Origin of the sequence: Staphylococcus sp. HMSC035D11 (assembly GCF_001836075.1) — a bacterium.
Lineage (GTDB): Bacteria > Bacillota > Bacilli > Staphylococcales > Staphylococcaceae > Staphylococcus > Staphylococcus hominis.
The window spans coordinates 115555-140933 of the sequence record NZ_KV827261.1 but is presented as its reverse complement, the minus strand read 5'-3'; the positions used below and the strand labels follow the sequence as shown (position 1 = coordinate 140933).

The following is a 25379-nucleotide window of genomic DNA, read 5'->3' as shown; positions in this document are numbered from 1 at the left end:
AGTTAATTGAGTTAATGCTTCTTCTACTTTCGCTTTCTCATTTCTGATTTCTTCAGCTGTCGCATCTCCATTGTTAATCACGCCTTGGGCTTCTGCACTAATTCGCTCTGCTTCTGCTTTTTTCGCTCTATAATTATCTGCTGTTGCTTGCGTCATTCCTGGTGTTGGGTCTTGTTCTGCCGTTGCTTCATCAAGTTGACGTTTTGCTTCAACTAAAGCACTATTATCTGCTTTATTTTGTAGTAATGAAATTGCATGTTGAATTTTCAATGAGACATCATTAATATTATTTGTCACATTTGCAACATCAGTATTTGTTGCTCTATCATTTGATAACACTTCATTAGCTTTTCTTCGAACTGCTTCAATTTCATCATGTAAATGCTGCATTTCATTATTATATGCACTCACACTTGATGGTGTTTTACCATTAGTGTCTCCTTGTGCGTCAAGTTTAGGTAAAGTATTTCTAATACTCGATTTATCTGCATGGGTTCTAATTGGTACATTTACAATTTCTATACTTCCATCTCTATAAGTAATACGTGTTGGTACTGCTTGCGTTGTATCACTCTGTAAATTTGTAGGTAAACTTACTCCTTCGTTTACATTAGCATGATCTTTATTATCTACACTAATTGCATTATTAAGTTCCTCATTACTAACTCTTTCCCCAGGTTCTTTGACTATCTCATGAATGATAACATCATGATGATCAGGTCCCACAACTCCAACAGTATTATGGCTAAAATTATCATCATTTCCAGCAATAGATTCTGTATTAATCAGTACATGTGGTTTTAAAGAATTAGCTTTAAATGTCACTTTACCTGTTATAGAATCAAATATCACATAATCTGGCTGATTATTCATCGACCATCGATTTTGATTATTTTTAGTTACAATTAATTCTCTAGATTGTTCTGCACTATTACCCATTTTTTCAACATAGCTAATTTTAACTTTATCTGTAGGATTTTTTGTTGTTGATGCATTAGCATTGTTTGGAATAACTTCGAACTCACCATTTTGTTTAAATGCAAATGTTGTGTTAGATGGTGTTGCTGGCTTAACTTTATAAGTTGCACTTGTAGCAGCTTCACTTGTCAATTCTCCATTACCTGTCGTTGATTCGGTGTTAATCAATGTATCATTTGGAACTGACATTTTGTCATAAATAATTTCATTACCATCTGGAGAAACTGATAAACCAGGTGTGTTTATAGAATCACTAGCTTTTGCCCATTTGCCTGTATTATTTTTGACAAATGTACCAATAACTTGATTTCCTTTTTTAACAGTAATTCTATCTGGATTTACAATTATATTTCCAGCATTAACGCCTAAGTTTTTACCTACCCCTGGTGAAATGACTACATCACCAACATCATTTTGTGTAACAGTTGCTGGATTTGGAACTGCATTTGTCACTTTAAATATTGCTGGATCAGAAGTAAAGAATACGTGGTTTTGGTTATCTAATACTTCAAATCTCGCTTCTTTTTTAAAAGCTTGATTTGGATGTGCTAAATTTGACCATTGGTCGCTATGAGAAGCTGTGGTGTTTTGAGTCCAAACAAAATGGAAACCATCTGTAGGTAAACCATTCGCATTTTCTAATGCTACATAATTATTAATATTTCCATTTCCTTCAAAACTTGTTCCTACAATCGTACTATACTCTGATTTTTTAAATTTATATTTATATTCATATACTTTTACTGGGACATTATATACGTGATTAATACCGTTATACCTTACTTCAGCAGTTAAGCTTTGAACGCCAGCAATATTATTACTTGGAGCATTATTATTTTTCCAAGTCACTGTAGCCCCATTCATATAATTATTTTCAAATGTCACATAATTTGCTGCGTCATCGCCATAAGTTAACGCGTGACCGACCACATCACGTTGTGGTGCTTTAGCAGTGGCTGGTGCATAAATGGTTACTGGAATAGAAACTGTTCTCGTTTCTCCATTACTCAATGTGACAATGGCGCGTTTAGTTGTAGTACCAATTGTGTTTTTCCATTGATTAGCATTCTGTTCCCATTCTACTCGTATGATATCTGAATTAGATTTAATGTAAGTTCTAGGATTATTTAAATCAATGTTGTCCCCTTTAACAAATTTTAATCCGCCGTCTACCGCTTCAAGTTGTTTTGTTACAGGTGAAGATGCACTTAAATCTGATTCTATTGATTCTGAACGTGTTGAGTTCACAACAGAACCACTATTATTTTGTTCAGTAATCGTTACATGATCAACCGTGATAATTGATTTAGCTTTAATATTACCAAGTGGTAATACTCCTGGAATTGTAATAGACACTGAACCATCACGATTTCTAGTCATAGTTGTATTACTCATTTCTCTACCATCTTCAGTATATAGTTTAACCTGTGCATTATGTGGAACATTATTTACTTTAATAGATTGTCCAGATAAATCAGCTTTATATTTTGTACTTAAAGCATCAATTGAAGGCGTAGTTGGTTTCACTTTAAACAATACATTAACTGGGTCTACTTGACCGTTAGGATATATCACATTAATTGTTTCTGTGAAAACACCTGGACTATTTGATAAAGGTCGTCCAGAACCAGGTGCCCAATCGAAGTTCGTACCCGATGGTAAATAATTTGCAATACCTTCTACAAATGCTCCTACATTAGATGACGAGCCTTCATTTGCAGATAAGAAATTACCATTTATTGTTGTTTGATATACTCTTTTTGGTTTCGCTTTAACTACTCTATAGTGTGCTTCTTTTTCAATGGGTGTTGTTTCACCATCAAATAAGATGTTTGCTCTTAAAATTTGTGGGACACCTACTGTTGTAGAGTTAATATCTGGTCCATTACCAATCCAAGTCACAGTAGCATCTGTCAAAGGTTGATCATTGTTTATAACGAAGAAGTCATTATTATTTGTTCCTTTACCACTTGGGAATGGCTGACCTTGTACTGTAAATAATTCTATTCCTCTGATATTAGGAATGACATGTTTTACTGGTACAGTAATGGATGTTCTTGAATTATCTGCATAAGTGATAGTCACTTCAACATTTGCATTATTACCTGAACGATGAACATTACTAATTTCTCTACTTCTTATTTCATTACTGCCCTCTGTAACGTAATTTCTATTGGTAATTGATTTCGAAATATCTAAACTGTTAAAAATAGCTTGTCTATCTGTCTCAGATAAACTTGCATTGTTACTAATATTCGCTATACGTATTGGATGCGACTCATCAGCAGTTGTCATGACACTATATTTATCTTTTAATGGTTTGATTAATACATTAAATACAGCCGTTGTTTCGTTATCACTACCATCTGTTACTTTAACTTTCACTTGTTTAGACATTGGGGTAGATACATTAGGGGCAACACCACTTAATGTTGAATGATTTAATACATTCATAGGTATTTGACTGTCATTAGGTACAGTAACATTTTTAATACCAAAGTTATCAGTTAATGTAAGTGTATTTCTGAAAGTTTCTCCTGAAAATACAACATGATCATTATAATTATCTAATACAATATTTGGCGTTACTTTATCAGTTGGTACAAATACGATATTAATCACATTGTCTGTTGATGACATTGATTGTCCAAGGCGTTCAATATAGCTTTTTGCACCATAAGGCGTTAAATACAATTGTTGTTTATCTACCGCACCCATAATTCCATTATCAGTACCATTTTGTTTAAGCACTTTATCTAAATGGAAACCAGCAGCGCCATTCATGGCTGGAATATCACCACTCATCACTGTTGAATTGCTGCTTGTATGTCTATAGTCACTGCGTGCAACGGCAGAGTTGCTATATCCAGTATTGCTGTCAACTATGTCTAATACTTGAATAGGTTGACCATCATATGTAAATGGATGTTCTCCATCCGAATATATACTATTCCCTTTAGAATATCCTACAGGTTTAAATCCACGAGCTGAGCCTGATTCTGCTAATATTTTCTCTTGACCTTCTATATGGTTTCTCAACCCTGCATGTTTAGGCGTTGCTCTTAAAAGTGATAATACGTCATTGCCTGTTATTCTTCTTCCAATCGTTGCATCATAACGATAAATTATTGTTTTACCATCTGGAGACCACTCAAATCCACCATCTGTGCTTCTTCCATTAAGTTTTTGACTTGTCCAAGTCACAGTATAATCATTACGTAAATTTATCCATTTTAAGAAATCCATATGATCAAATGTTGAAATGAATTGTTTTGTTAATTCACCTTTAGTAATCGTTACTCTTACACGACTTGGATGATTACTTAAAGGTTCATCGTTTTCAATTCTGATATCACTATCATTTAAATTTAATTGCGGATTAGCAGCTTTAAAGGCATTTCTAACTTGTGTAATTTCATCATTACTTAAATTTTTAGTTGTTGAACGGTAAACACGTTGATTTTCTGCTAATGTATTGACATCAACTACGTTAACTTTAATTGTCAAACGTTCTGAACTATGGTTGTAAGCATTTAATGCATCTACGTTATAAGTATAAACACCTGCATTTAGACGACTCATTGCTTGAGCTGATGGTATTGAACTACCATTAATAGTTGTAAATGCATTATTAGGAATATCTTGTCCATTACTTAATGAGAAATATTTTCTTAAATCAGGTCCAATTGTATACTCTTGACCTTTAGCAATTGTAATAAATGCTTCTTTTGTATTTGAACTACCTGGTTCAGTATATATTGATTTACGTTGTGGTCTATATGTAATCACTTGAGTCGGATCAATGATACGAGTCGAACTATCTTTAAATGTCAAGACTACTCTACCATCATTACCAACCATATACGGGTTAAGTGTACTTAAAAATGATGTCAAACTACTATTTTTAGCTTTAAGCGAGTTAATGATATCATTTCTTTCGCTTTGCGAAATACTATTAGGATTACCCACTGTTTTCAATTCTTGCTGGCTAAATAACTGAACTGGTTTATCATCTGATAACTTTCCAATATGAAGATGATATGGACTTACATTAGTATTATTACCTGCTCTATCATGTGTTACAGGTTGAACAAGAATATCACTGTTCCATGTTGCATTATTAGAAATCGTTCCAGTAATCACTAAAGTACCTGCGTCTCCAGAATTATCTCTATTAAATACTGCTTGTAAACCACTATTTTCAGTGATAGATGCATCTTCCACACCTAAACCATATGCATTGTCAGAAACAGGAATTGAAATATTAACGTTATCTCCACGATAATATTTATCTTGAAGGCCTCTTACGTCACCAAAAGTTGGCGGTGTAGTATCTAGTCCTACATTAATCGAATTACTAAAGTTGGATTGCACTGGATCTTCATAGTATGTAATTGCTCTAATAACCCCATTATTAGGTAAAGGATTAGTATAATCACTTTCTTCAAATGTCACCGTGCCATCTAAGTTTGCCATCTTTTCTGCGAGTACAGTATAGCCTAAAGGTGATGTGCCAGGACCTGCACCATCTGTACCACCTGAAACTAAACGTACTTTTGCTCTCTCATCTTGTGGTACATGTGTCACTGTAATAGTTGGTTTTTTACCACCTTTTTGTCCTAATTGTGCCGCAAGTGTTGAAATAACTGGCGGATTGGGTTTGGCAATGACTTCAAAGATTTTAGTTTCATTACCAATTCTCGCTGTCATCACATGGCGTCCTGGTGGCAATTGACCAACCAATACTTTATTTTTCTCAAGTTCTGTATTGGGTCTATCTACTGCATCTTCAATTCGTAGAGAGGGTGGATATCCAGAGATTTCCCATACATTTGCAGACTCGTTACTTTTAAATTGAATCCGAATATTTTGATGATAATCCTTACTATTACCATTAGTCACTGTATTAAGCATTTGACCTTCTTGTTGTAAAAAGACAGCATGATGTGCAGCTTGTGATTCAGGTGAATTCTCTTTATTATCGGGTGCATTATCTGAATAGAATCCAATAGATTGTTCTAACTTTGGTTTGACAAATAAATTTACTTTTTTGATTGTTTCACCATTATGGTATGCATCACTTACATTAAACCCAACAAAAATTTCAATTGGTCTTCCTGTTCTCGCAGCCTCTTTTAATTTTTCTTCAGAAAACATTTCATGAATTTCATAAGAGTTAAGCGGATTTACACCAAAATTACCTCTATAACGATCAGTAGGCACTCTAGGGAATAAACCCATTACATGATCACTAGGGTTACTTAGATAACTTGAAACATCTTCAGCATATTCGTGTGTAGCGAAATCGCCATCTAAGTAATGTTTTTTCATTATTCTACGCTCTGGCACATCATAAGCTGATTCAACATGGTCAATATGCAGTACGCGATCGATAACATCTACAATTTTAGTTTTACGATCATTATACTGTTCTAGCGGCTCTAAATATAATTGGTTATAGTTGTTGATTTCATTAAATTCAATCCCTCTACCACCTGCTGCATAATATAATCTATCTTGTGAGCTACCAGACGTTTTAAATTGAATGGTATAACTATCTGTTCCTCTAGCTTGAAATGCATAGATATGATCAATACCTTGATTATGATCTACTTGCCCAGTTAAATAACGATAAATATCGTCTCCAGCTACTTTAATTTTATTTGGAACACCTTCTCTTTCAAAGAATGTAAATGGTTGATTTTCATTACCACGTGCAAAATCCCCTAAATTATAAATATGATTAACTGAATCGTTATAGAACTCACTTCTATTCAAAGGATTTCCTTGTCTGAAATTATATGCACTAGAAGTAATACCACCAGCAGAATCCCACATTCTTGATAATGCTTGATCTCTACCGTCTCCAGTACCAGATGATGATGTTTCATGACCATTTACATCTGTGGTAGTAAAACGTACTGGTCCCGTTGGCGTTTGACCTTTAGGTAAACCAAACCAAAATACCATGCCATTACGTTTAATATGATACTTATTAAAATTAATCGTCCATAAATATCCATCATTTTGTCTAATTGATGAAATTTCTGCAATACCTCTAACACTAGATGGACTCATATTTCGATAATGAGAACGTGTAGCGTAATATGGTGCACTTTTATTCGTTGCATGTAAAAACGTTCCTGACCAATAACCGGAACCATCATTTTCATTTTCTACATACCATTCTTTTTTAGCATTATTATACAAATCTGAATTCTTTTTTACTTTTGAGCCAGGTTTTGGTCTAGAGTTATGAACTACTGGTGGTGTATAAGTATTAGCAGTATTGCTAGGGGGTCTCGTCCCACCTTGTCCACGTACAGGACGTCTACTTGATCTTACAGCACGTGCTTCTCTATTTGCTCTTGTACTGATTGTACTTACTTGTCGTTGTGGTAATGAACCGATTAAAGCGTTAGCTTGTTCTATTTCTTTATATAATTCATTTATTAATGCTTGGTTTGTATTATCATTAGTACTAAAAAAGTCATTAACTTTGTCAAATGTTGCTTTAATTTTAGCAACTTTTTTATTATCAGATTGTTCTCTATCAATTTTTCGATATTCAGCGTAAGAACGGTCATACGCTGCTTGAAGTTTATCAGCATCAATTGTTGTTAAAGTTGAAGATACTAGGGTATCATCTGATGCTTCTCTATCTTCGTAACGAGTACGGTTGTCACGAGGACTATGCCCTTCATTCACCTCGGCTAGACTATTATCATCTGATTTATTTTTTTGAGGTTGAACTTCATTATTTTCTTTTAAATCTGTTGTTGTGTGAGATGTATCTTTGTTTTCGTTTTGAGATGAAAATGATGTTAAACTATTTGTTAATGTATCTGTCGTCTGAACTTTATTTAAAGTTTCATTGTTTGCTTTTTGACTCTCAGATACAGGTGAAGCTTTGGGTTCTGTGCTAGATTGAACTTGCTTGTTACTTGTCTCATTTGAAGTTTGTTCTTGGCCTCTAGCTTTTGCTTGAATCACTTGCCCATCTTTTTGTAGTTGTTCACTGGCGTGTGCTTGAGGTGAACCTAAGAAAATTAATGTCGCAATAACAGTTGAAAAAGCACCGACTGTATATTTGCGTATACTAAACTTCTGTAATTTTTCTCGATAATTCACAGTGATTATTCACTCCTATTCTTGATGTTTATTCTTAGCTGTATAGATGCAAATGATGAAACATTTTTATTTAAAAACTATATTACGACTCAATGTTTCACAATCATTTACTATATTGTACTGAACAATAGGTGTATTTGTTCATTTATATATTATCATCATTCATTTTATATGTGTATATTATTTTATGAATATTTTATTAAATAATTTATTTAATTTATATACTAGACGCACTTCAAATAATTGTTTCAGAATTTATTTAGCTTATTAAAAATTCGCTTATCTTTTTTAATCTTGAAGCCATTACCTAGAGATTTTTATTTAGAATATTTACGTAAAGCGTAATCTAGACATAAAATAACGAACTTAAAAGAAATTTAATTTAATCTCATCTTTTTTCTTTAATATTTTTTAAACATTCCACCAGATTTTGGTTCGGTAGATTGAAATCCAAACTTCTTATATAATTGATCAGCTGGATAATCTGCAATCAGACTGACATATGTCCCTTTTTCTGCATGATTTTCAATAAATGCCATCACTTGTTTTAAGATTTCTTTCCCAAAACCTTGTCCTTGATAATATGGATGCACAGCAATATCTATAATCTGAAATGCAGTTCCCCCATCTCCAATGACTCTACCCATCCCAATCAATGTTGATTCTTCATAAATAGTAATATTAAAGCATGCATGGGGTAATCCTTTTTGTGCTGCTGTTTCTGATTTAGGACTCATGCCCGCTTTTACTCTTAATTCACAATAATCTTTAACATTTGGCGGATGATTTGAATAATGAATCATTAAGACGTCCTCCTCTTGTAGTCTCTTTATGCTTAATTATAAAAAAAGACACAATAGGTTTAAATCTATTGTGTCTCAAATTATTATTTTAATCTCTTTGTTCTTTTAAAATGGCTTGTCTTAGTAAAAAGAAAAGTAATAATAAGCCAGCAAGCATTCCTGTATGACCGATACCTGCAAATCCAGCAAATGCTTCTGGTGAAAAACTTTTTCCAGTGACTTGGTAAGTACCTTTTGTCAGCATCATTCCCACAGTAACAATAACACCGATATTGTATACAATGAAGAACCAATTAAATAAATAATAACTACTTAACTTAAATACTTTTTCAAGCGGAAGTAAAATTAAAAACATAAACATACCTAATATTAATGTATGTGTGTGAACAAGAGCTAGTTGCGTATCGCCCGTAAAATCATGTGCTTTCGTTAACTCTCTGTAGTAAAATCCACTTACAAGTCCAATAATCATATAGACTAAAAAAGCATATAATAATCTGCGCATAAAAAATCCTCCCTTACTTCAATTATTATAATCGATTATCTTCGTCTTTAAAGTGACAAAATTTTGTAATCAAATCATGTTACGAAAAAATGACCTCTAGCAAGCACTAGAAGTCACTTTATTATATGTCTTATTTATTTCTTGCATGTTTAAATAATGCAACTAAAGATAAAATAATGGCAACAAGTGAAATAATCCACAATGCGATAGAACCACCTGAAGATGATTGAGTTCTTTCATCTTTTTTAGCATTGTCTCCTTTAACAGTGTCAGCATTTGCATTTTTTTCCACTTCCAATGTTGGAGCAGGATGTTCACTATTCGCTTTGCCCGTCCATTTTACTTTATCTTTATTATCATATGTCTGCACAGCTTTAAATGAATATGTGCCTTCTTCTTTAGGACTTGCTACAAGAAGTGGGAATTCGATAAATTCATTAGGACCAATGCCTTTATCTTTCGCTTTCCAAGTGATTTTTGTGATATTACCTTTTTTGTCTTTATCTAAACTATATTTATATCCTTCTACAGGTTGAATATTTGACACTTGTACTTCTTTTGGAATATCTAATTCGACTTTTTCAGTATGATCTTTTTGTTCAACAGGCACTCGAACATCCACTTTTTCGTAAGATCCAGGTTCAACTGCTTTTGGATTTATCGTCACATGTGCATCAGCATATTTAAATAAACCTAATGAAAAGAAGAACACTAAACCTGAAGCAAATAATTTTTTAAGCATATTTTACAATCTCCTTTTATGGAATATTAATTTGACTCATAATAACACCAACAAGTATTAAAATAATACCAATAGAAACTTCTACGATTAAAGAGACTTTATTAATTCTATAACGTTTGTTTAAGGCGCGCGTTGTTTGCATAAATCCTAAAGCCATCATCATTAATGTTCCTGCGATTTTAATTATTAATAATATTGTCCATGTTTGCATATTAGACCATATTGATAAAATTTTAGTTTCATCAATCGACATTAATATACCTGTAATAATGATAACTACAACAGCAGCTCCATTCACTTTAAATAAGATTTCGCGTAATAAATCAACTGCATCTCGTTTTTTAGTAAATACTGAAGAAAACAAATAAATTAATGCGCCTAGCCATAAACTGATACCAGCTAAGTGTAATGTTCTAAGTATAATTGACCAAACAGGAACACTTTGAGACCAAGCATGTCCTGACATACTTAAAGCTAAAATCATAATTATCGAAATAGCCCAATACCATGTTCGTTCCATATTTCTTAATACAAATAATCCACTTAAAATAATTAAAGCAACAGCGCTCAGTATATATGGGAATTGAATTAAGACACTTGGATTAAATGTTAAAACTGAATCCAAAATATCAGATGATAGAGTCATCAGATAAAGTACAAGTGACATAATATATGCCATCATCATGATCAATGATACAGCGACATGTCTAGGGAAAATATCAAATGTTGATAAATTATTTCTACGTGCAATACCGTTTAACCAATATAAACCAACTAAAATAATTGTTGCGCCTTCAGCGATATATCTAAACACACCAAACCAAAATGCAGGCGTTTCATATGCAACAGGAGTAGTATCTACACCATTGGCTGTTTTTTTACCAACTGAAAATTCAAATTGATCACTAATTTCATGACCATCAGCAGATACAGTATGCCATTTAATTTGTTGTGTACCTTCTTTTAATTGATCGCCTGAGAAAGATAAAGTATCTGAATGTCCTGTTGTACTCGGTTTAATATCAGCAACTTTCTTTCCTTTATCATTATATATCGTTATCCCTGAATATTCGGCATTTACTGGCTCATTAAATGTTAATTCGATTGTATCTGGTTGTTTTGATACGATACCGTTTTGTGCTGGGGTTGTTTTTTCTAAAGTAGCGTGCGCAGAAGCTATTTTTGTCATACTCGGCACGAATAAAAATAGGAACATCATCAATAACGCTATAGCTACTTTAGAACTTCGCTTTAAAATGACCATTGACGTCCTCCTATAAAAAATACTCATTTAACAATAATAAAGTAATATAACTTATTTAACAATAATTATTGTAATATGTCATCGTTTATATAAATTTAAAGCGGGCTAAATAAGAGATCTCCTCCCTTATAGCTCGCTTTAATATCAAATTATTTTATTCTTCTACTAACGCTTGTGTGTCCAAGGTTAACTCATTCCTTAAAACACATGCAATAAACATTGCTAATAGTAAACAAATTGTTTTAGCGATTAATAATGACCATACAGCCCCTGTTAAACCAAACAACGCATTTAATATAAATAGTATCAGAATAGTGTTTCATTTTATATGCTAACACACTAATCCAATATTAATAATTATATTCCATTTTTGCATATCTCATTTAGTTAGATATCTAAATAATATAATACACCTTTTTTCAAATAATCAACTGCGTTTTACTCATTGCATTTTTTGAAAAATTTTTATTAAAAATAGCTGCGCCGTAATATTCATGATCATTAAGCCCTTTTTTAATATCTGATTCTTTATCTACTTTAATCCATTTAACAATATCAGAATCACTATCCATTAATTTATCTTCAATTGTTTTACCAATATTCACTTTATTACCTTGAATATCTATACCTTTGTCATTATTTACCACTGCAATCTGTATTTGTTTCGGTTTTGGATTGAATGCAGGATAAAACACTAAAGAGAATATCACTAATAATAAAATAGCTGCAATTGGTGCTAACCATAGTAATTTACTTTTAAAAAATATTCATTTTTACTTACCTCCCTATATTTATTGAACAATGTGTTGAATATTTAATACGTTGTAAATTATAATGAGGTTATCACTTCAATACAATAATCAATAATGATCATATCGTTAATTAATGAACATTATGCCTAATATTGTTAATTAATTATAAAGGATTGATGCAGAATGAAAGAAGATCGGAGAGTTCGTAAGACGAGGTCAGCAATTAAGTCTTCATTTATCGAATTATTAAATGAAAAGGAATTAGAAAAAATTACAATTCAAGATATTGCAGATCGTGCAGATATTAATAGAGGTACCTTTTATTTACATTATGAAGATAAATATTTATTATTATCAGATATGGAAGATGAATTTATTTCTCAAATGACATTCTTAAATCATCTTCATAATATTATGGGAAAAGATCCAGAAGATACTGCTAAAAATTTTATTAATATTATTTTAAAAAATATGCTTCAACATATTTCGGATAATATTACTTTTTATCAAACGATCTTACAATTAAATAGGAAGTCAAAACTTGAAGAAAAAATTTATTCCTTAATCGGGGAAAATATGCAAAAATATATTAGTACAAATCATGAGATTGAAGGTATACCAGAAAAATATTTTCATAGTTATGTTGCTGGTGCAACAATATCTACTGTTAAATTTTGGGTGAATGATCCCCACCGTCTTTCAGTTGAAGATTTAACCAATCATATTTTTAAAATTATTTATAATGGACCTTTAAGAATCATGGTTCAGCATCAATATAAAGCTTTAAATATTGACACAGCGAAATAAAGACTAAGAAAGGAACTATCGATTATGTTGACTGCATATAAACACTCAACTACTAATGAAATAGTTGAAACAAATATAAACCAATCTGCATCATGGATAAATGTTGTCGAACCTGATAGAGAAGAAATTGAGCAATTAATTGAACAGTACAATCTGCCAGAAGATTTTATTCGTGATCCTCTTGATGCAGATGAAAGTGCACGTATTGAATATGATGAAGATACTGGCTATTCTCTTATTATTGTCGACTTGCCTATTGTAAGTTCTACGAATCGTCATGTTCTCTCATTTGTTACCATTCCTCTAGGTATTGTGATTGGAAATGGTGTGATTTTTACAATTTGTGATGCTGAAAATGAATTTCTTGAAAATTATTCAAGACAAGATAACGTAAATTTAAAATTTCATAGTCGCTTTGCTTTAGATATTTTACTTACTATTTCAAATCACTATAACAGAAACTTGCGTCTTTTAAATAAATCAAGAATCCGTATTGAAAGAGATTTGAAAAATAGTATTACGAATAAACAACTTTATCGTTTAATGGAAGTAGAAAAAAGTTTGGTTTACTTTTTAGCAGCTTTAAAAGGGAATGATACGATTATTAAAAAATTATTCCGTTTGCCTGCAATTAAACGTTTTGAAGAAGATGAAGATTTGTTAGAGGACTTAGTCATTGAAAATAACCAAGCGATTGAAACAACTGAATTATACACAGGTATTTTAGAAAGTATCACGTCTTCGTATTCTTCATTACTTTCAAATGAAATGAACAATATTATGAAGACATTAACGCTTTTCACGGTATTACTGACACTACCTACCCTTGTCTTTAGTTTCTTTGGTATGAACGTTCCATTACCTATTGATGATAAGAGTTACGTTTCGTGGCTGGTTATCGTAGGAATCTCTTTAATATTAGTCACTATTGTAAGTATTTTCTTATGGCGTAAGCAAAAACTTTAATAAAAAAGTAACCCTTGCAATGTATCGCAAGGGTTACTTTTTTATTCTGCTGCAGCTTTGTAAGCTTTTCTTCGTGATAAAACTAAAGTGACAATCACTGCAATTATAAACGCAATAAACATACCTATGAAATAATGAAGCCAACCAGCATGAGCTGGGTTAATTGAAATAAATCCAGGTAATCCTGCAGTACCTAAAGCAATGGCTTTAACTTTGAAAAACGAAATGTAGGCTGAGCCTATAGCTGAACCTGTTATTGCACCAATAAATGGATATCTTAATTTTAAGTTAACTCCAAATAAAGCGGGTTCAGTAATACCTAAAAGAGCTGAGATACCAGCTGCTGAAGCCACACCTTTAAGTTTCTTATTATTTTTAATAATTAAGAAAGCAGCAAGCGCTGCCCCACCTTGTGCTACATTTGACATTGTAGCGATTGGGAAAATAAATGATCCACCTGTTTTTGCTTGATCTGCAATTAAAGTTGTTTCTACTGCAATAAAACTATGGTGCATACCAGTAATCACAATTGGAGCATAAAATAATCCAAAGATAAATCCACCAATTGCACCTCCAAATTCATATAACCATGTTAAACCATCTGATAACCAATAACCAAGCTGTCTAGTGATAGGTCCTACAAATAAGAAAGTTAAGAATGCTGTACTCAATATTGCAAGTAAAGGCGTTAATAAATTATCCAATACAGTAGGAATGATTTTACGTAATCCTTTTTCAATAGTTGCTAAGATATAGGCTGCCACAAGCATAGGTAACACTTGTCCTTGATATCCAACTTGATTAATATGTAATCCAAATAAATCCCAATGTGGAATAGCCTTACCCGCTTCAACTGCTTTAGGAAAATCATATGCACTCATTAATGAAGGATGTACTAAAATCATTCCTAACGCTGCACCTAAAAATGGATTGCCGCCGAATCGTTTCGCTGCACTAAAGCCAATTAAAATAGGTAATAGTGTAAACGGTGCATTAGCAAAAACATTAATCATATCTGCTAATCCAGCGAATTGACTATGAACATCTATAAATGATTTATGATGATAGAATAAATCTGGCGCTGTAAGTAGATTATTAATACCCATTAATAATCCACCGGCAACGATGGCTGGTATAATTGGTACGAATATATCTGACAACATCTTAACAAAACGTTGTAAAGGATTCATATGCTTCGACGATTTGTCTTTTACATCAGCAGTTGTTGATGGCTCTTTTCCTGTTATTTTTTCTAACTCTGCAAATACTTTATTGACTGTTCCTGAGCCGATAATAATTTGATATTGTCCTCCTGTAGAAAAGGTTCCTTTAACTACATCCATTTCAGATAACTTTTTTTCATCTATAATACTTTCATCTTTTAATACAAGTCTTAATCTTGTGGCACAATGGGCCATAGCATCTAAGTTATCTTCTCCGCCTATCGCTTCTAATATATCTTCAGCCGATTTCTTATAGCTCATTCTACTAACCTCCTATATATGAAACTCATTTTAATATTCATTATATAATTGTAATCGGTTCCAAAAAACAAAGCAATATCTTATAAATATTTTATATAATTAATTTTAATTTATATTTTAATTTAATGAAAAGGTGAAAGTAAAATAAAATTCAATGTCTCACTTCTACAATTTAACCTCACTTTGTGTTGGATATTAGTTTCTTTATGAACATCTTTGTACTAGAGCGCCTCTACTAGAGTTTAAAACTTGATCTACTGTATTTTCAATTTAATTACTACTTGCTAATACATCAAAAAACCTGGGACAACGCATGTTGTCCCAGGTTTTTTTAATACTAATTCTGACATTCTTAACTTTGAATATGTTTCGTGATGTTTAATTAAGTAAAAGTATATTTAGATGTTATGATGTAAAATTGTTACACATTAAATAGAAATTTTTGGGGAGTTATAATGATTCTAAATATAATAGTTAGCTACTGTTAATACCTTTTATATTTGCATGCATCTTTTATTCTAAGTTGCTTACTCTACGGAGTGATGTCATTTTCTCTATTTAAAATACCGTAATCGTTCGTTTCATTAAACTATTGTATATCGGTTGCTAATGCTCTAAGATGTTGTGTCTTGATATACATTTAAATAGTGATTTTAAATATATGGGACTCATATCAAATATATAAGTAAATTCATTCTTGATGCTATATATTCAAATGATGTTGTATCGTGATGTATGTACAGAATTAGTCATTTTTAATTTCAAGTGAATCATTGTTTAATAGCTTATATCTCTTCACTCAAAATCTATATTTATTATGCATTTAAATTCGTTTCATTGACCTACTAAAAATTTTCAATAGTCTCATGCGACATTCTAAAAAAAATAATAATATTGTGCATCTATAAAATTGTTAACGTTTTCACTTAAAAATAAACGAAATTTTTTTATTTTTAACTATTAATATCTCTTTTATTTTCATATATAATAACTCTTATTATTCAAACAGACCTAAATCCCCGCTTACAAATACTATACTAGATGAGGAGACTTATTTATGAGCAGTACTCTTTTTTTACATGAAAATATTACTTCTATGACTAGGAGAAACATCAATCATGTTCTTATATTATTTTCTTTAACTAATGAATTAGAAATGACAATCAATGGAAAATATCATCAATTATCAAATCATATTGCAATCATTAATCAAGGCGATTTATATCAAATTAATAAAGGAAGAAATCTAATTGAGCTCAAAATACCAATGGCTTACTTTTATCTTGAAGACGCTGCTTTTTTTAATTGCCACTTTGATGCTCATCTCTTACAATCAAGTTATTTTATCAAATCAATCATTTTAAATAATATAGAACATATGTACAACACGTCTCATCATGATGACAAAGTGATTCCAAAGATCATACAAACTTTTTATAAAGAAGCAGTTATTAGACATCCTCATATATATATTCCAAAGATTCCTGTTGAACAGCATATCTTAACAAATATACTTACATTCATTCATGATCACATTACTTCCAATATCTCTCTACAAGATATTGCAGCACATGCACTTATTTCTGAGTCATATTGTTCAAATTTATTTGTACGTATATTGAATATTAATTTTAAAGATTATTATACAAGTTTGAAAATCAATCATGCTATTAGGTTACTCATTTGTACGAATGACTCTATTACAAGTATTTCTGAACAATCTGGTTTTAGTAGTCATACCAATTTTACTAATCAATTTAAAAATTATCTTAATTTAAGTCCAAAACGATTTCGTTCTCAACTGAATCATTCTGATCATATATCTGCGATACGATTGAAGAGTGACATTGAACCTAAGTATTTTGAATTAATCTCTCAATTTGAAACAACTGAACACTTATCTACCGAAACGACTATCATTGATCTTGAGCAATTAGAAGCCCTTCAACATACTCGTTCTTCAAAGGCATTTATTCATTTTAAAAATATTAACGAATTATTCCAGTTTGTTTTTAATGATTATTATGATATCGATTTATCTTATTTACCTAAACCAGCCATTTTGATTAATGATATGAGTGATATGAATCAACATTCAATTAACGGAACCTTACTCAATCGCTGCTTCGAAAAATTATTTGAAAAAAATATCAGTTTAGCCGTCGTTATCAAAAATAAATCTGAGTTCACTACTTTTTACGATTTAATTATGACGTTTTTAGAAAATAATCAAGATTATAAATGGAATAAAAAAAGTGTACGATTTATGCTCGTATTTGATACCAAGTCAATGACTATTCAAGATATCCATCTATCATATTTAAAACTTAGAAACAAAAATCGTTCGATTAAATATGGTGTTTTAGTGGAAGGATTATTACATCAGTATGAAAAGTTACAAGAGGTCTATGATACAATGAAGCGTCTTAATTTTGATTACTATTTTGTTGACATTGAAAATATTGATACGAAAAATATATTAATTGAACACCAACGCGGATTTACTCATGCAAATACCCACTTCGAAAACTACATTCATTTTATAAAGAATTCTAATATACCTTCGACTCAATTTGTCTATAGTAGCTTATCATTACGTTGCTTTAAGTATACAAATGACGGTAAACATCCACTTCAATTAGCAGATTTAGTTTGTCATTTAACGGCACTATTAAAATATGGAGGCGGTATTTGCTATCACCTTTTTGAAGATGATCCGATGTTTATTGCATTATTTAATCGACATGGGAGTTTACTCCCAATTATGCATCTGTATCAATTTATTGCAGCATTTATCGATGTGCCTATCCATATTTCAAATAATTATTTAATGAGTCAAAAAGATGGAAATTACCATTTTATCTTATTTAATAAAATTAATGATCGCTACTTGTCTGACAGTAAACAACATTATCAAATACTAAATAAATTAAATGAAAACAGCTTAATTATCGCAAATACATTAAATAAAGAACATGGGACGATTCATCAATTAATGTCTCAAGATAATTTACCTGTATACATCGAAAAAAGTATTATTCATCAATTAGATAGATGCAATCAACCTAAAACAGAACTATTTATACAAGAAGAAAACAACCATCCATTTAATATGACATTGCATCATGATGAAGTGAAATATATTTATATCAAATCTGTTTAAAATTAATTTTAAAGGGATATTAATAAAATAAGGAGATGATTAGTTTGGACAAACAAAAAGTGACTCAAGCGATTGAGAAAGTTTTAAATACTTCTAAAATTGGCGTATTATCAACTGCATATAATAATAAACCGAATAGCAGATATATGGTGTTCTATAACGATGGTCTTAATTTATATACAAAAACAAGCAATAAAAGTTCTAAAGTAAAAGAAATTCAAAGTAATCCAGAAGCATATATTTTACTAGGATATAATGAAACAACAAATAATAGTTTTGTTGAAATAGAAGCAAGTATTGACATTGTAGAAGATCAGAAAGTCATTGATTGGTTGTGGGAAACACAAGATAAAACATTCTTCGATTCCAAAGAGGATCCTAATTTATGTGTGTTAAAAATAAATCCAAAAACGATTACTTTAATGAATGATGATGATATTGATACACCAATCACAATTGATCTTTAATTTTATTTTTAATAAGAGTAGATAGAATGTATCATGAATTCTATCTACTCTTATTTGCTTATTTATAATGATTCATTTATATTAGTTGAAGTACAATTGAATTTTTGTGAAACTTTTATTGTAATTTAATTCTATTTTTTGTACAAATAAATTAATATATTTAAGGAGAGTCTTAATGAAGAACAAAAAAGGTTTAGGGTTAGGAATTGCTTTAATTGCAATTATGTTAATTGTTAGCATTATTTTAGCCATTGTCATGCTAAATGGTCACCAAAAAGAATCATACTATGGCTATATGAAAGATAGTCACACTATTGATAAAATGGTAAATGAACAAACTGAAAAAGTAGAGAAAAATGTTAAATTACCATCTAACACTAATGTAAAAGTGAAAAAAGGCGATTTTGTCTTTTTAGTAAAAGAAAAAGGTTCTGATTCATTTTCTAGAGTATCAAAAGTAAATCATGATGATGTGCCACATGGTCTCATGATGAAAATTCATGAAATGCATGATATGAAAGGCATGTAGTTTTTGATATATTAGAAAGTGTAAAGAGCGAGATAACATTCATTTGAAATCAGTTATCTCGCTTTTTCTTTTTGAATAAAAAAGCATCGCTTATCCAAGCGACGCTAAAAATGTCAGATTTCTTTTTTTAAATTGATTCTAGATATTTCTTACCTTTTTCTTTATCATAAACATGTTCCCATTTAGAGATAACTACTGTAGATAATGCATTACCAATAACGTTCACACATGTACGAACCATGTCTAACAAACGATCTACACCGATAATTAACGCAAGACCTTGAGCTGGTAAGCCCATTGCCCCCAATGTTGTTAATAACACTACGATAGATACTCCTGGCACACCTGCCATACCTTTAGATGCAACCATTAATGTCACCATTAAAATGATTTGTTCAGATAATGATAAGTGAATACCATACATTTGAGCAACAAATAAAGCGGCGATAGATTGATATAAGGCTGATCCGTCTAAATTAAACGAATATCCAATTGGTATAACAAAAGAAGTCACTTCTTTTGGTGAACCAAATTTCTCCATTTTATTCATCATTACTGGTAACACTGCTTCAGAACTTGAAGTAGAGAATGCAAGTAATAATTCATCTTTAAGTATTTTAATGATTGAGAAAATACTAATTCCACAAATTCTTGCTACAATACCCAAAACAACAATAATGAAGAAAATCATCGCAAACACAACTACTAAAACAAGTTTAGCTAATGGAATTAAAGCTGAAGCACCGAATGTCATAACAGTTGTACAAATAAATGCAAATACACCAATTGGTGCTAATTTTAAGATTTTATTAATCATCCAAAATACGGCTTCTAATGTACCGTTTAAGAAACCTTTAACTGGTTCAGCTTTTTCTCCAATCGCAGCTAATCCCAAACCAAAGAATACTGCGAAGAAAATAATTGGCAATAACTCACCCTTAGTTAAAGCTTCAAAAATATTAGTTGGTATAATATTTACGATTGTATCAATAAAGTGGTTACCGTATGTAGATTGTTCTGCGGCAGACGCAGTTGATTGATATTTAGTAATATCGCCTTTAGGTAACTTATCAGGATCTAATCCAATTCCTGGTTTAAAAATATTACCAATAATTAAACCTAAACCGATGGCGATGGTTGTAATAATTTCGAAATAAAGAATTGATTTCCATCCATAGCTTCCTATTTTTTTCGAATCCCCTAAATTCGAAATAGATAAAGCAAGTGAACAGAATACAATTGGGATGATGATCATTTTGATTAAATTTAAGAAAACGTCACCGAAAGGTTTAATATAATTTGCAACACCTGTTTGTCCAAATAATAATAAACCAATTACTACACCTAGCACTAATGCAATTAATACTTGCATAGGTAGGCTAACTTTTCTCTTGAACAGAGTCACGTTGAAACCCCCTTCTTCTGACATCGCTTAATTATATCAAATTATTCAAAATTCGGATATAACAAATTAAAAACTATTAAATAATATACATATTTAATTTGGCAAAAATAATTAATTAAAAACAGAAAAGTGAGAATATTTTTAGAATATAGATGTTGGAATTCAATCACTATCTTTAACCTTCTCAATGTAAGAGCGGTTTATAAATGAATTACATTACTCTAAAATCTTTTTTAACTAACTCGTTTACCTTTACCATTTAACAAAAAATTTCATTTAAAAAAACAATATCTATTTTTCTATAGATATTGTTTTTTTGAGTAGTAATCATCATTAATATCTCTGGTTCTACGTATTGATTATATATTATGGCTTATAATTTTGGTTGAAATAGTTATGTTTTGCACCTTTAATACTTTTCTTGGTTTCCGTATCAAATCCTTCAACTAAAATACCTTTACGTGTACCAATTGGCTGAATGATATATGTTAAATTAGGTTCGTCTTTAAACACTACTTGTTTATAATAAACGCCTCTTTTAGCACTATATAATGTTTTTTCTGATTTAATTTTATCTTTCAAATGTTTTTGTTCTATATAATTGTCTACAAGTTGCACATTTTTATGCCCTTGATACGCTTTCGTTCCAAAGAAGAACGCAATAGCTAATACAAGAGAAATAGCTAATATAATAATAATTCTAATAATCTTTTGCTTCTTACTCATCAGAGCACTCCTTCATCATATTACTCAATAAAATAGCTTCTTTTATCATTTAAATAATTATGAATGAAATAGTAACTTTTTTAAAGTGATACATCTTTTTTGTAACAAAATATACTAATAATTTAATTTAGAATTTGAAATAAATCAACAATCTAAAATTATATGTAGACTTATTTAAATTTACTTTTAAATTTATTAAAAAACTTATATATTACTCTAACAATAGTCTTGACAATAGCTATTGTTCATACTATCTTTAAGTAAGTTGAGGGGGAAAGAATATGTATGTAAAGGACAGTTATTTAAGTAAACAATTATGTTTTTTACTTTATGTTACTTCAAAAGAGGTAATTAAAAAATATACTCACTATCTAAAAGAGTATGATTTAACATACACAAGTTTTATGGTTCTTATGGCTATTGAAAACGACGAAAAAATAAACATTAAGTCCCTTGGTCAACGCGTCTTCTTAGATTCTGGAACTTTAACGCCTCTCTTAAAAAAATTAGAGAAAAAAGGTTACGTACAACGCATGCGAGAAAAAGAAGATGAACGTAATTTACAAATTTCATTAACTCAAAATGGTAGAGACATTAAACCAGTATTAGAGCAAATTTCTAATCAAGTGTTTAATGATTTTGATATTTCTGACGATGAAGCGGATGGCCTTGCTAGTAGCTTAAGACATATTATTTCAGAGAACTTCGGCTCTAATGCTGAATAGTTAATACACATGACAAAAGCTAAGTAATTATTGTTCCTTCTTTCTTTTATTTTCTAACTAATACATAATATCGACGTCTTTTGTCATGTTTCTTTATTCCACATCTTTCACTTTTTAATTCTTCAAACTTTCAAATTGCTTTTACTTTACGTGTAGTATCTCTATTTATATAATGATATTGTAAAATTTCAATATATTTTATGACATATTACTCTGAAAAGGAGATTTCATATATGAATAATAGAGAATTTTTTGATCAAGCTATTTTTAAAAATAATCCAAGAGATGTATTTCGTGATCTAGGTGAACAAGTATTTAACCAATTTTCAACAAAAAGCTTCCCAACAAATGTTTACAGTCAAAAAAATCAATATGTTCTAGAAGCCGAATTACCTGGCGTAAAGAAACAAGACATTCATCTTAAATATGAACATGCTACTTTAACGATTAAAGTAATTAAACAAGTATCTGAGCAAACAGGTAGTGTTCAATTAAGTGAACGCTCAAGCGGAGAATTGGTAAGACGCTTTGAATTCGAAGATATTAATAAAAATCAAATCAAAGCAAGTTATGAAGATGGTGTTTTAGTGGTGATTTTACCTAAGAATGTCACTGAAGAAGACGAAGGTACTACAATTACAGTAGAATAAATAAAAGAAGTTGAGATATAACTTTCAGAAAAATAGCCAGTAAATGAGTGATGAGACATTCATTTACTGGCTTATTTATAATTCTTCGTATTATTGCCTTACTCTCTTAGAGGGTAGTTTCAGCTTGTGTTATTATTTCAACCTCTCATCAAACAAAGTACGTTGTATTCATATTTCATTTTACATTAGATTATTGAAAACATAGATACTTAGCATAAGCTAATAAACAAACGTAGTGCTAGTGCACTACGTTGTTTATTTATTTTGCGTATTCTTTTTTGTAAAGATGACCCATTGTAATAAAAGCAAGTATTCCAAATACAGCTAGTAAAATAAATGCTAAATGACTTGAACCTGTCAATGAAGTAACATACGTGATAACAAGTGGTGGGAAGAAACCACCTAATCCTCCCATCATAGAAACAATTCCATTTGCAGTACCAGATTCTTTAGCAAAGTAAGATGGCACAAGTTTAAAGATAAGTCCATTTCCTAATCCAGCACAAATACTAATTGTTAAACAACCTATAGTAAATAAGGCAATATGACTTGAAATACCTAAAATAACTGCACCGATAATCATCACAACAAAATCTATCATCAAGACTTTAACCGCGTTGAATTTATCTCCTAAAATCCCACCCACAGGTCGTAAGAATGTTGCCAATGCGATAAATACTCCTGATCGAATACCTGCATCTACTTTATCTATTCCGAAATTATTAACTAAATAGTTAGGTAAGAATAAACCAAATGCTACAAAAGCACCAAATGTAATAAAGTACCATAAACTCAAATAATATAGTTTGTAGTTTGAAGATAAATCTTTAACTTGAGCGCCTAAAGGCACTTTAACTTTAGGTTCTTTAGCATCTCCAAGGAAAAACATTAATATTGCAAAAATAGCGATAATAATAAGATAACTTCTTACTGTTGTTTGCCATCCTACAATACCTGCAATAGGAGGTGCTAAGAATGATGAAATTGCTGTACCAATGTTCCCCATTCCATAAATACCATTTGCTAATCCTACTTTGTCTTTTGAAAAATATTTAGGAACTGAAGTGACACCTACAGAGAAAATGGCTCCTCCTACTCCTAAAAAAAATCCAGACGCCATTAACATACTAGGCGATTGGGCTTGTCCTAAGAAGAAAATAGGAAATAATAATATAATAAAACTACAAAAGAATACCCATTTAGCGCCAATAATATTTGTTAAATAACCAAATGGTACACGAAGAATCGATCCTAGGATAACTGGTATCGCTAAAATAATTGATAACTGTCCTGGATTAATTTTAATATCTTGTGAAATGTATGGCATCAATGGAGAAATAATACTCCAAGCCATGAATCCAACTACAAGACTTAAAGTTTGTAACGTAAGTTGAAAACCACCCTTAGTTTTATTCATTTTTTCACCTTCATCAATGTTTTATTTTCTATTATCGATAATTAAATCACATATCAATATAGCCAATTTGTGTGATTAATTACTGATTACAGTTAAATTTTAATCACTTTGTGAAAATATGAACATAAGGAGTTTCCCTTATACTCTCTAATAATCCCCCTATATTTAAATAATAAGACAAAGAAAAACCAACACATGAATATCATGTGTTGGTGAAATATAATATAAGTGTCATTATTTAAGTTATTCAATATATTTAAAAGTCTAAAAGTTTCTTTTTAAGCGCATATTCTACAAGCTCTGGTTTAGATTTTAAATTTAATTTAGTCATAATATGCGTTTTATGTGCCTCAACTGTTTTAACGGATACAAACAATTTTTCAGCAATTTCTTTATTTCCATATCCCTTTGCAATTAATGGTAATATTTCTAATTCTCTTTTAGAAAGTATTTTGAAAGGATCATTAGTGGCTTTTTCTTCTTGATTAGAAACATTTACAAATTCATTTACTAATGACGTTGTTAGTTTCATATCAATATACGTTTCACCTTTATACACTGTTCGTACTGCTAAAATGAGTTGTTCATCTGGTGAATTTTTTAAAATATATCCTTTAGCACCATTTCTTAAAACATGAAACAAATATTCTTCATCATCATACATTGTTAAAATTAATATTTTTGTTTCAGGAAAACTTTCAGAAATTTTGCTAGTAGCAATTAAGCCAGACTCACCAGGTGGCATACTTAAATCCATAATTAATACATCCGGTTTGTATTCCATCACCTTCTGGTACGCTTCTACTCCATCAGCTGCCGTAGCTACAACTTCCATATCTTCTTGAAAGTTTAATATCATAGAAAA

General features: G+C 30.8%; 17 protein-coding genes and 2 pseudogenes. 7 read left to right on the top strand and 12 right to left on the bottom strand.

Annotated elements, in window-relative coordinates; genetic code table 11:
- The 7 genes and pseudogenes from ebh to HMPREF2647_RS07675 form a co-directional block, all read right to left on the bottom strand.
- Window positions 1-8109, bottom strand: an 8109-nt coding sequence (gene ebh, locus HMPREF2647_RS07700; protein ID WP_070859837.1) for a hyperosmolarity resistance protein Ebh, incomplete at its 3' end; no start/stop codon positions are given.
- A gap of 401 nt (window positions 8110-8510) precedes the next feature.
- On the bottom strand, window positions 8511-8912 hold the full coding sequence (locus HMPREF2647_RS07695) for a GNAT family N-acetyltransferase (protein ID WP_049382383.1): 402 nt from the start codon (window positions 8910-8912) through the stop codon (window positions 8511-8513).
- Window positions 8913-9000: 88 nt separating this feature from the next.
- Entirely contained in the window at window positions 9001-9417 is a 417-nt protein-coding gene (locus HMPREF2647_RS07690; protein WP_019834838.1) for a DUF2871 domain-containing protein, read from the bottom strand.
- A 130-nt stretch (window positions 9418-9547) separates the two neighbouring features.
- Complete coding sequence (locus HMPREF2647_RS07685) at window positions 9548-10159, bottom strand: YcnI family protein (protein ID WP_019834837.1); 612 nt, start codon at window positions 10157-10159, stop codon at window positions 9548-9550.
- A gap of 16 nt (window positions 10160-10175) precedes the next feature.
- Entirely contained in the window at window positions 10176-11423 is a 1248-nt protein-coding gene (locus HMPREF2647_RS07680) for a copper resistance CopC/CopD family protein (RefSeq protein WP_017174946.1), read from the bottom strand.
- 154 nt (window positions 11424-11577) lie between these two features.
- A pseudogene (locus HMPREF2647_RS11465) lies at window positions 11578-11736 on the bottom strand (MATE family efflux transporter); the annotation flags it as partial.
- Between the two features lie 109 nt (window positions 11737-11845).
- Window positions 11846-12190 (bottom strand): annotated as a pseudogene (locus HMPREF2647_RS07675) (YhgE/Pip domain-containing protein); the annotation flags it as partial.
- A 168-nt stretch (window positions 12191-12358) separates the two neighbouring features.
- On the opposite strand from HMPREF2647_RS07675, the gene HMPREF2647_RS07670 reads away from it, so the two are divergent.
- The gene (locus HMPREF2647_RS07670; protein WP_002448440.1) at window positions 12359-12982 is read left to right on the top strand and encodes a TetR/AcrR family transcriptional regulator; all 624 of its coding nucleotides are present in this window, start codon (window positions 12359-12361) and stop codon (window positions 12980-12982) included.
- A gap of 24 nt (window positions 12983-13006) precedes the next feature.
- Complete coding sequence (locus tag HMPREF2647_RS07665) at window positions 13007-13948, top strand: magnesium transporter CorA family protein (RefSeq protein ID WP_002454917.1); 942 nt, start codon at window positions 13007-13009, stop codon at window positions 13946-13948.
- A 41-nt stretch (window positions 13949-13989) separates the two neighbouring features.
- Here the strand turns inward: HMPREF2647_RS07665 and HMPREF2647_RS07660 are convergent, their stop codons facing one another.
- A complete protein-coding gene (locus HMPREF2647_RS07660; protein WP_049414355.1) occupies window positions 13990-15432 on the bottom strand; it encodes a sucrose-specific PTS transporter subunit IIBC in 1443 nt (480 codons plus the stop codon).
- Between the two features lie 1057 nt (window positions 15433-16489).
- On the opposite strand from HMPREF2647_RS07660, the gene rsp reads away from it, so the two are divergent.
- From rsp to HMPREF2647_RS07645, 3 genes are all read left to right on the top strand, one after another.
- Window positions 16490-18595 (top strand): AraC family transcriptional regulator Rsp, encoded by a 2106-nt coding sequence (gene rsp / locus HMPREF2647_RS07655; RefSeq protein ID WP_002448558.1) that lies wholly within the window; start codon window positions 16490-16492, stop codon window positions 18593-18595.
- A 44-nt stretch (window positions 18596-18639) separates the two neighbouring features.
- Window positions 18640-19062, top strand: coding sequence for a pyridoxamine 5'-phosphate oxidase family protein (locus HMPREF2647_RS07650; RefSeq protein ID WP_002448507.1), 423 nt, complete (start codon window positions 18640-18642; stop codon window positions 19060-19062).
- Between the two features lie 175 nt (window positions 19063-19237).
- On the top strand, window positions 19238-19591 hold the full coding sequence (locus tag HMPREF2647_RS07645; RefSeq protein WP_002448569.1) for a DUF4889 domain-containing protein: 354 nt from the start codon (window positions 19238-19240) through the stop codon (window positions 19589-19591).
- 127 nt (window positions 19592-19718) lie between these two features.
- Here HMPREF2647_RS07645 and HMPREF2647_RS07640 read toward each other — a convergent pair whose 3' ends face one another.
- Both HMPREF2647_RS07640 and HMPREF2647_RS07635 read right to left on the bottom strand, forming a co-directional pair.
- Window positions 19719-20996: a cation:dicarboxylate symporter family transporter gene (locus HMPREF2647_RS07640; protein ID WP_017174953.1), complete on the bottom strand. Its 1278-nt coding sequence runs from the start codon at window positions 20994-20996 to the stop codon at window positions 19719-19721.
- Window positions 20997-21362: 366 nt separating this feature from the next.
- Entirely contained in the window at window positions 21363-21722 is a 360-nt protein-coding gene (locus HMPREF2647_RS07635; protein ID WP_049414187.1) for a DUF3139 domain-containing protein, read from the bottom strand.
- Between the two features lie 281 nt (window positions 21723-22003).
- On the opposite strand from HMPREF2647_RS07635, the gene HMPREF2647_RS07630 reads away from it, so the two are divergent.
- Together HMPREF2647_RS07630 and HMPREF2647_RS07625 are read left to right on the top strand one after the other, a co-directional pair.
- Complete coding sequence (locus HMPREF2647_RS07630) at window positions 22004-22447, top strand: MarR family winged helix-turn-helix transcriptional regulator (protein WP_002448339.1); 444 nt, start codon at window positions 22004-22006, stop codon at window positions 22445-22447.
- A 233-nt stretch (window positions 22448-22680) separates the two neighbouring features.
- The gene (locus HMPREF2647_RS07625) at window positions 22681-23097 is read left to right on the top strand and encodes an Hsp20 family protein (RefSeq protein ID WP_002488807.1); all 417 of its coding nucleotides are present in this window, start codon (window positions 22681-22683) and stop codon (window positions 23095-23097) included.
- A gap of 259 nt (window positions 23098-23356) precedes the next feature.
- Here the strand turns inward: HMPREF2647_RS07625 and HMPREF2647_RS07620 are convergent, their stop codons facing one another.
- Together HMPREF2647_RS07620 and nreC are read right to left on the bottom strand one after the other, a co-directional pair.
- Complete coding sequence (locus HMPREF2647_RS07620) at window positions 23357-24514, bottom strand: nitrate/nitrite transporter (RefSeq protein ID WP_017174955.1); 1158 nt, start codon at window positions 24512-24514, stop codon at window positions 23357-23359.
- Between the two features lie 256 nt (window positions 24515-24770).
- Window positions 24771-25379: nitrate respiration regulation response regulator NreC (gene nreC, locus HMPREF2647_RS07615; RefSeq protein ID WP_176746916.1), on the bottom strand; the 609-nt coding region annotated here is incomplete at its 5' end.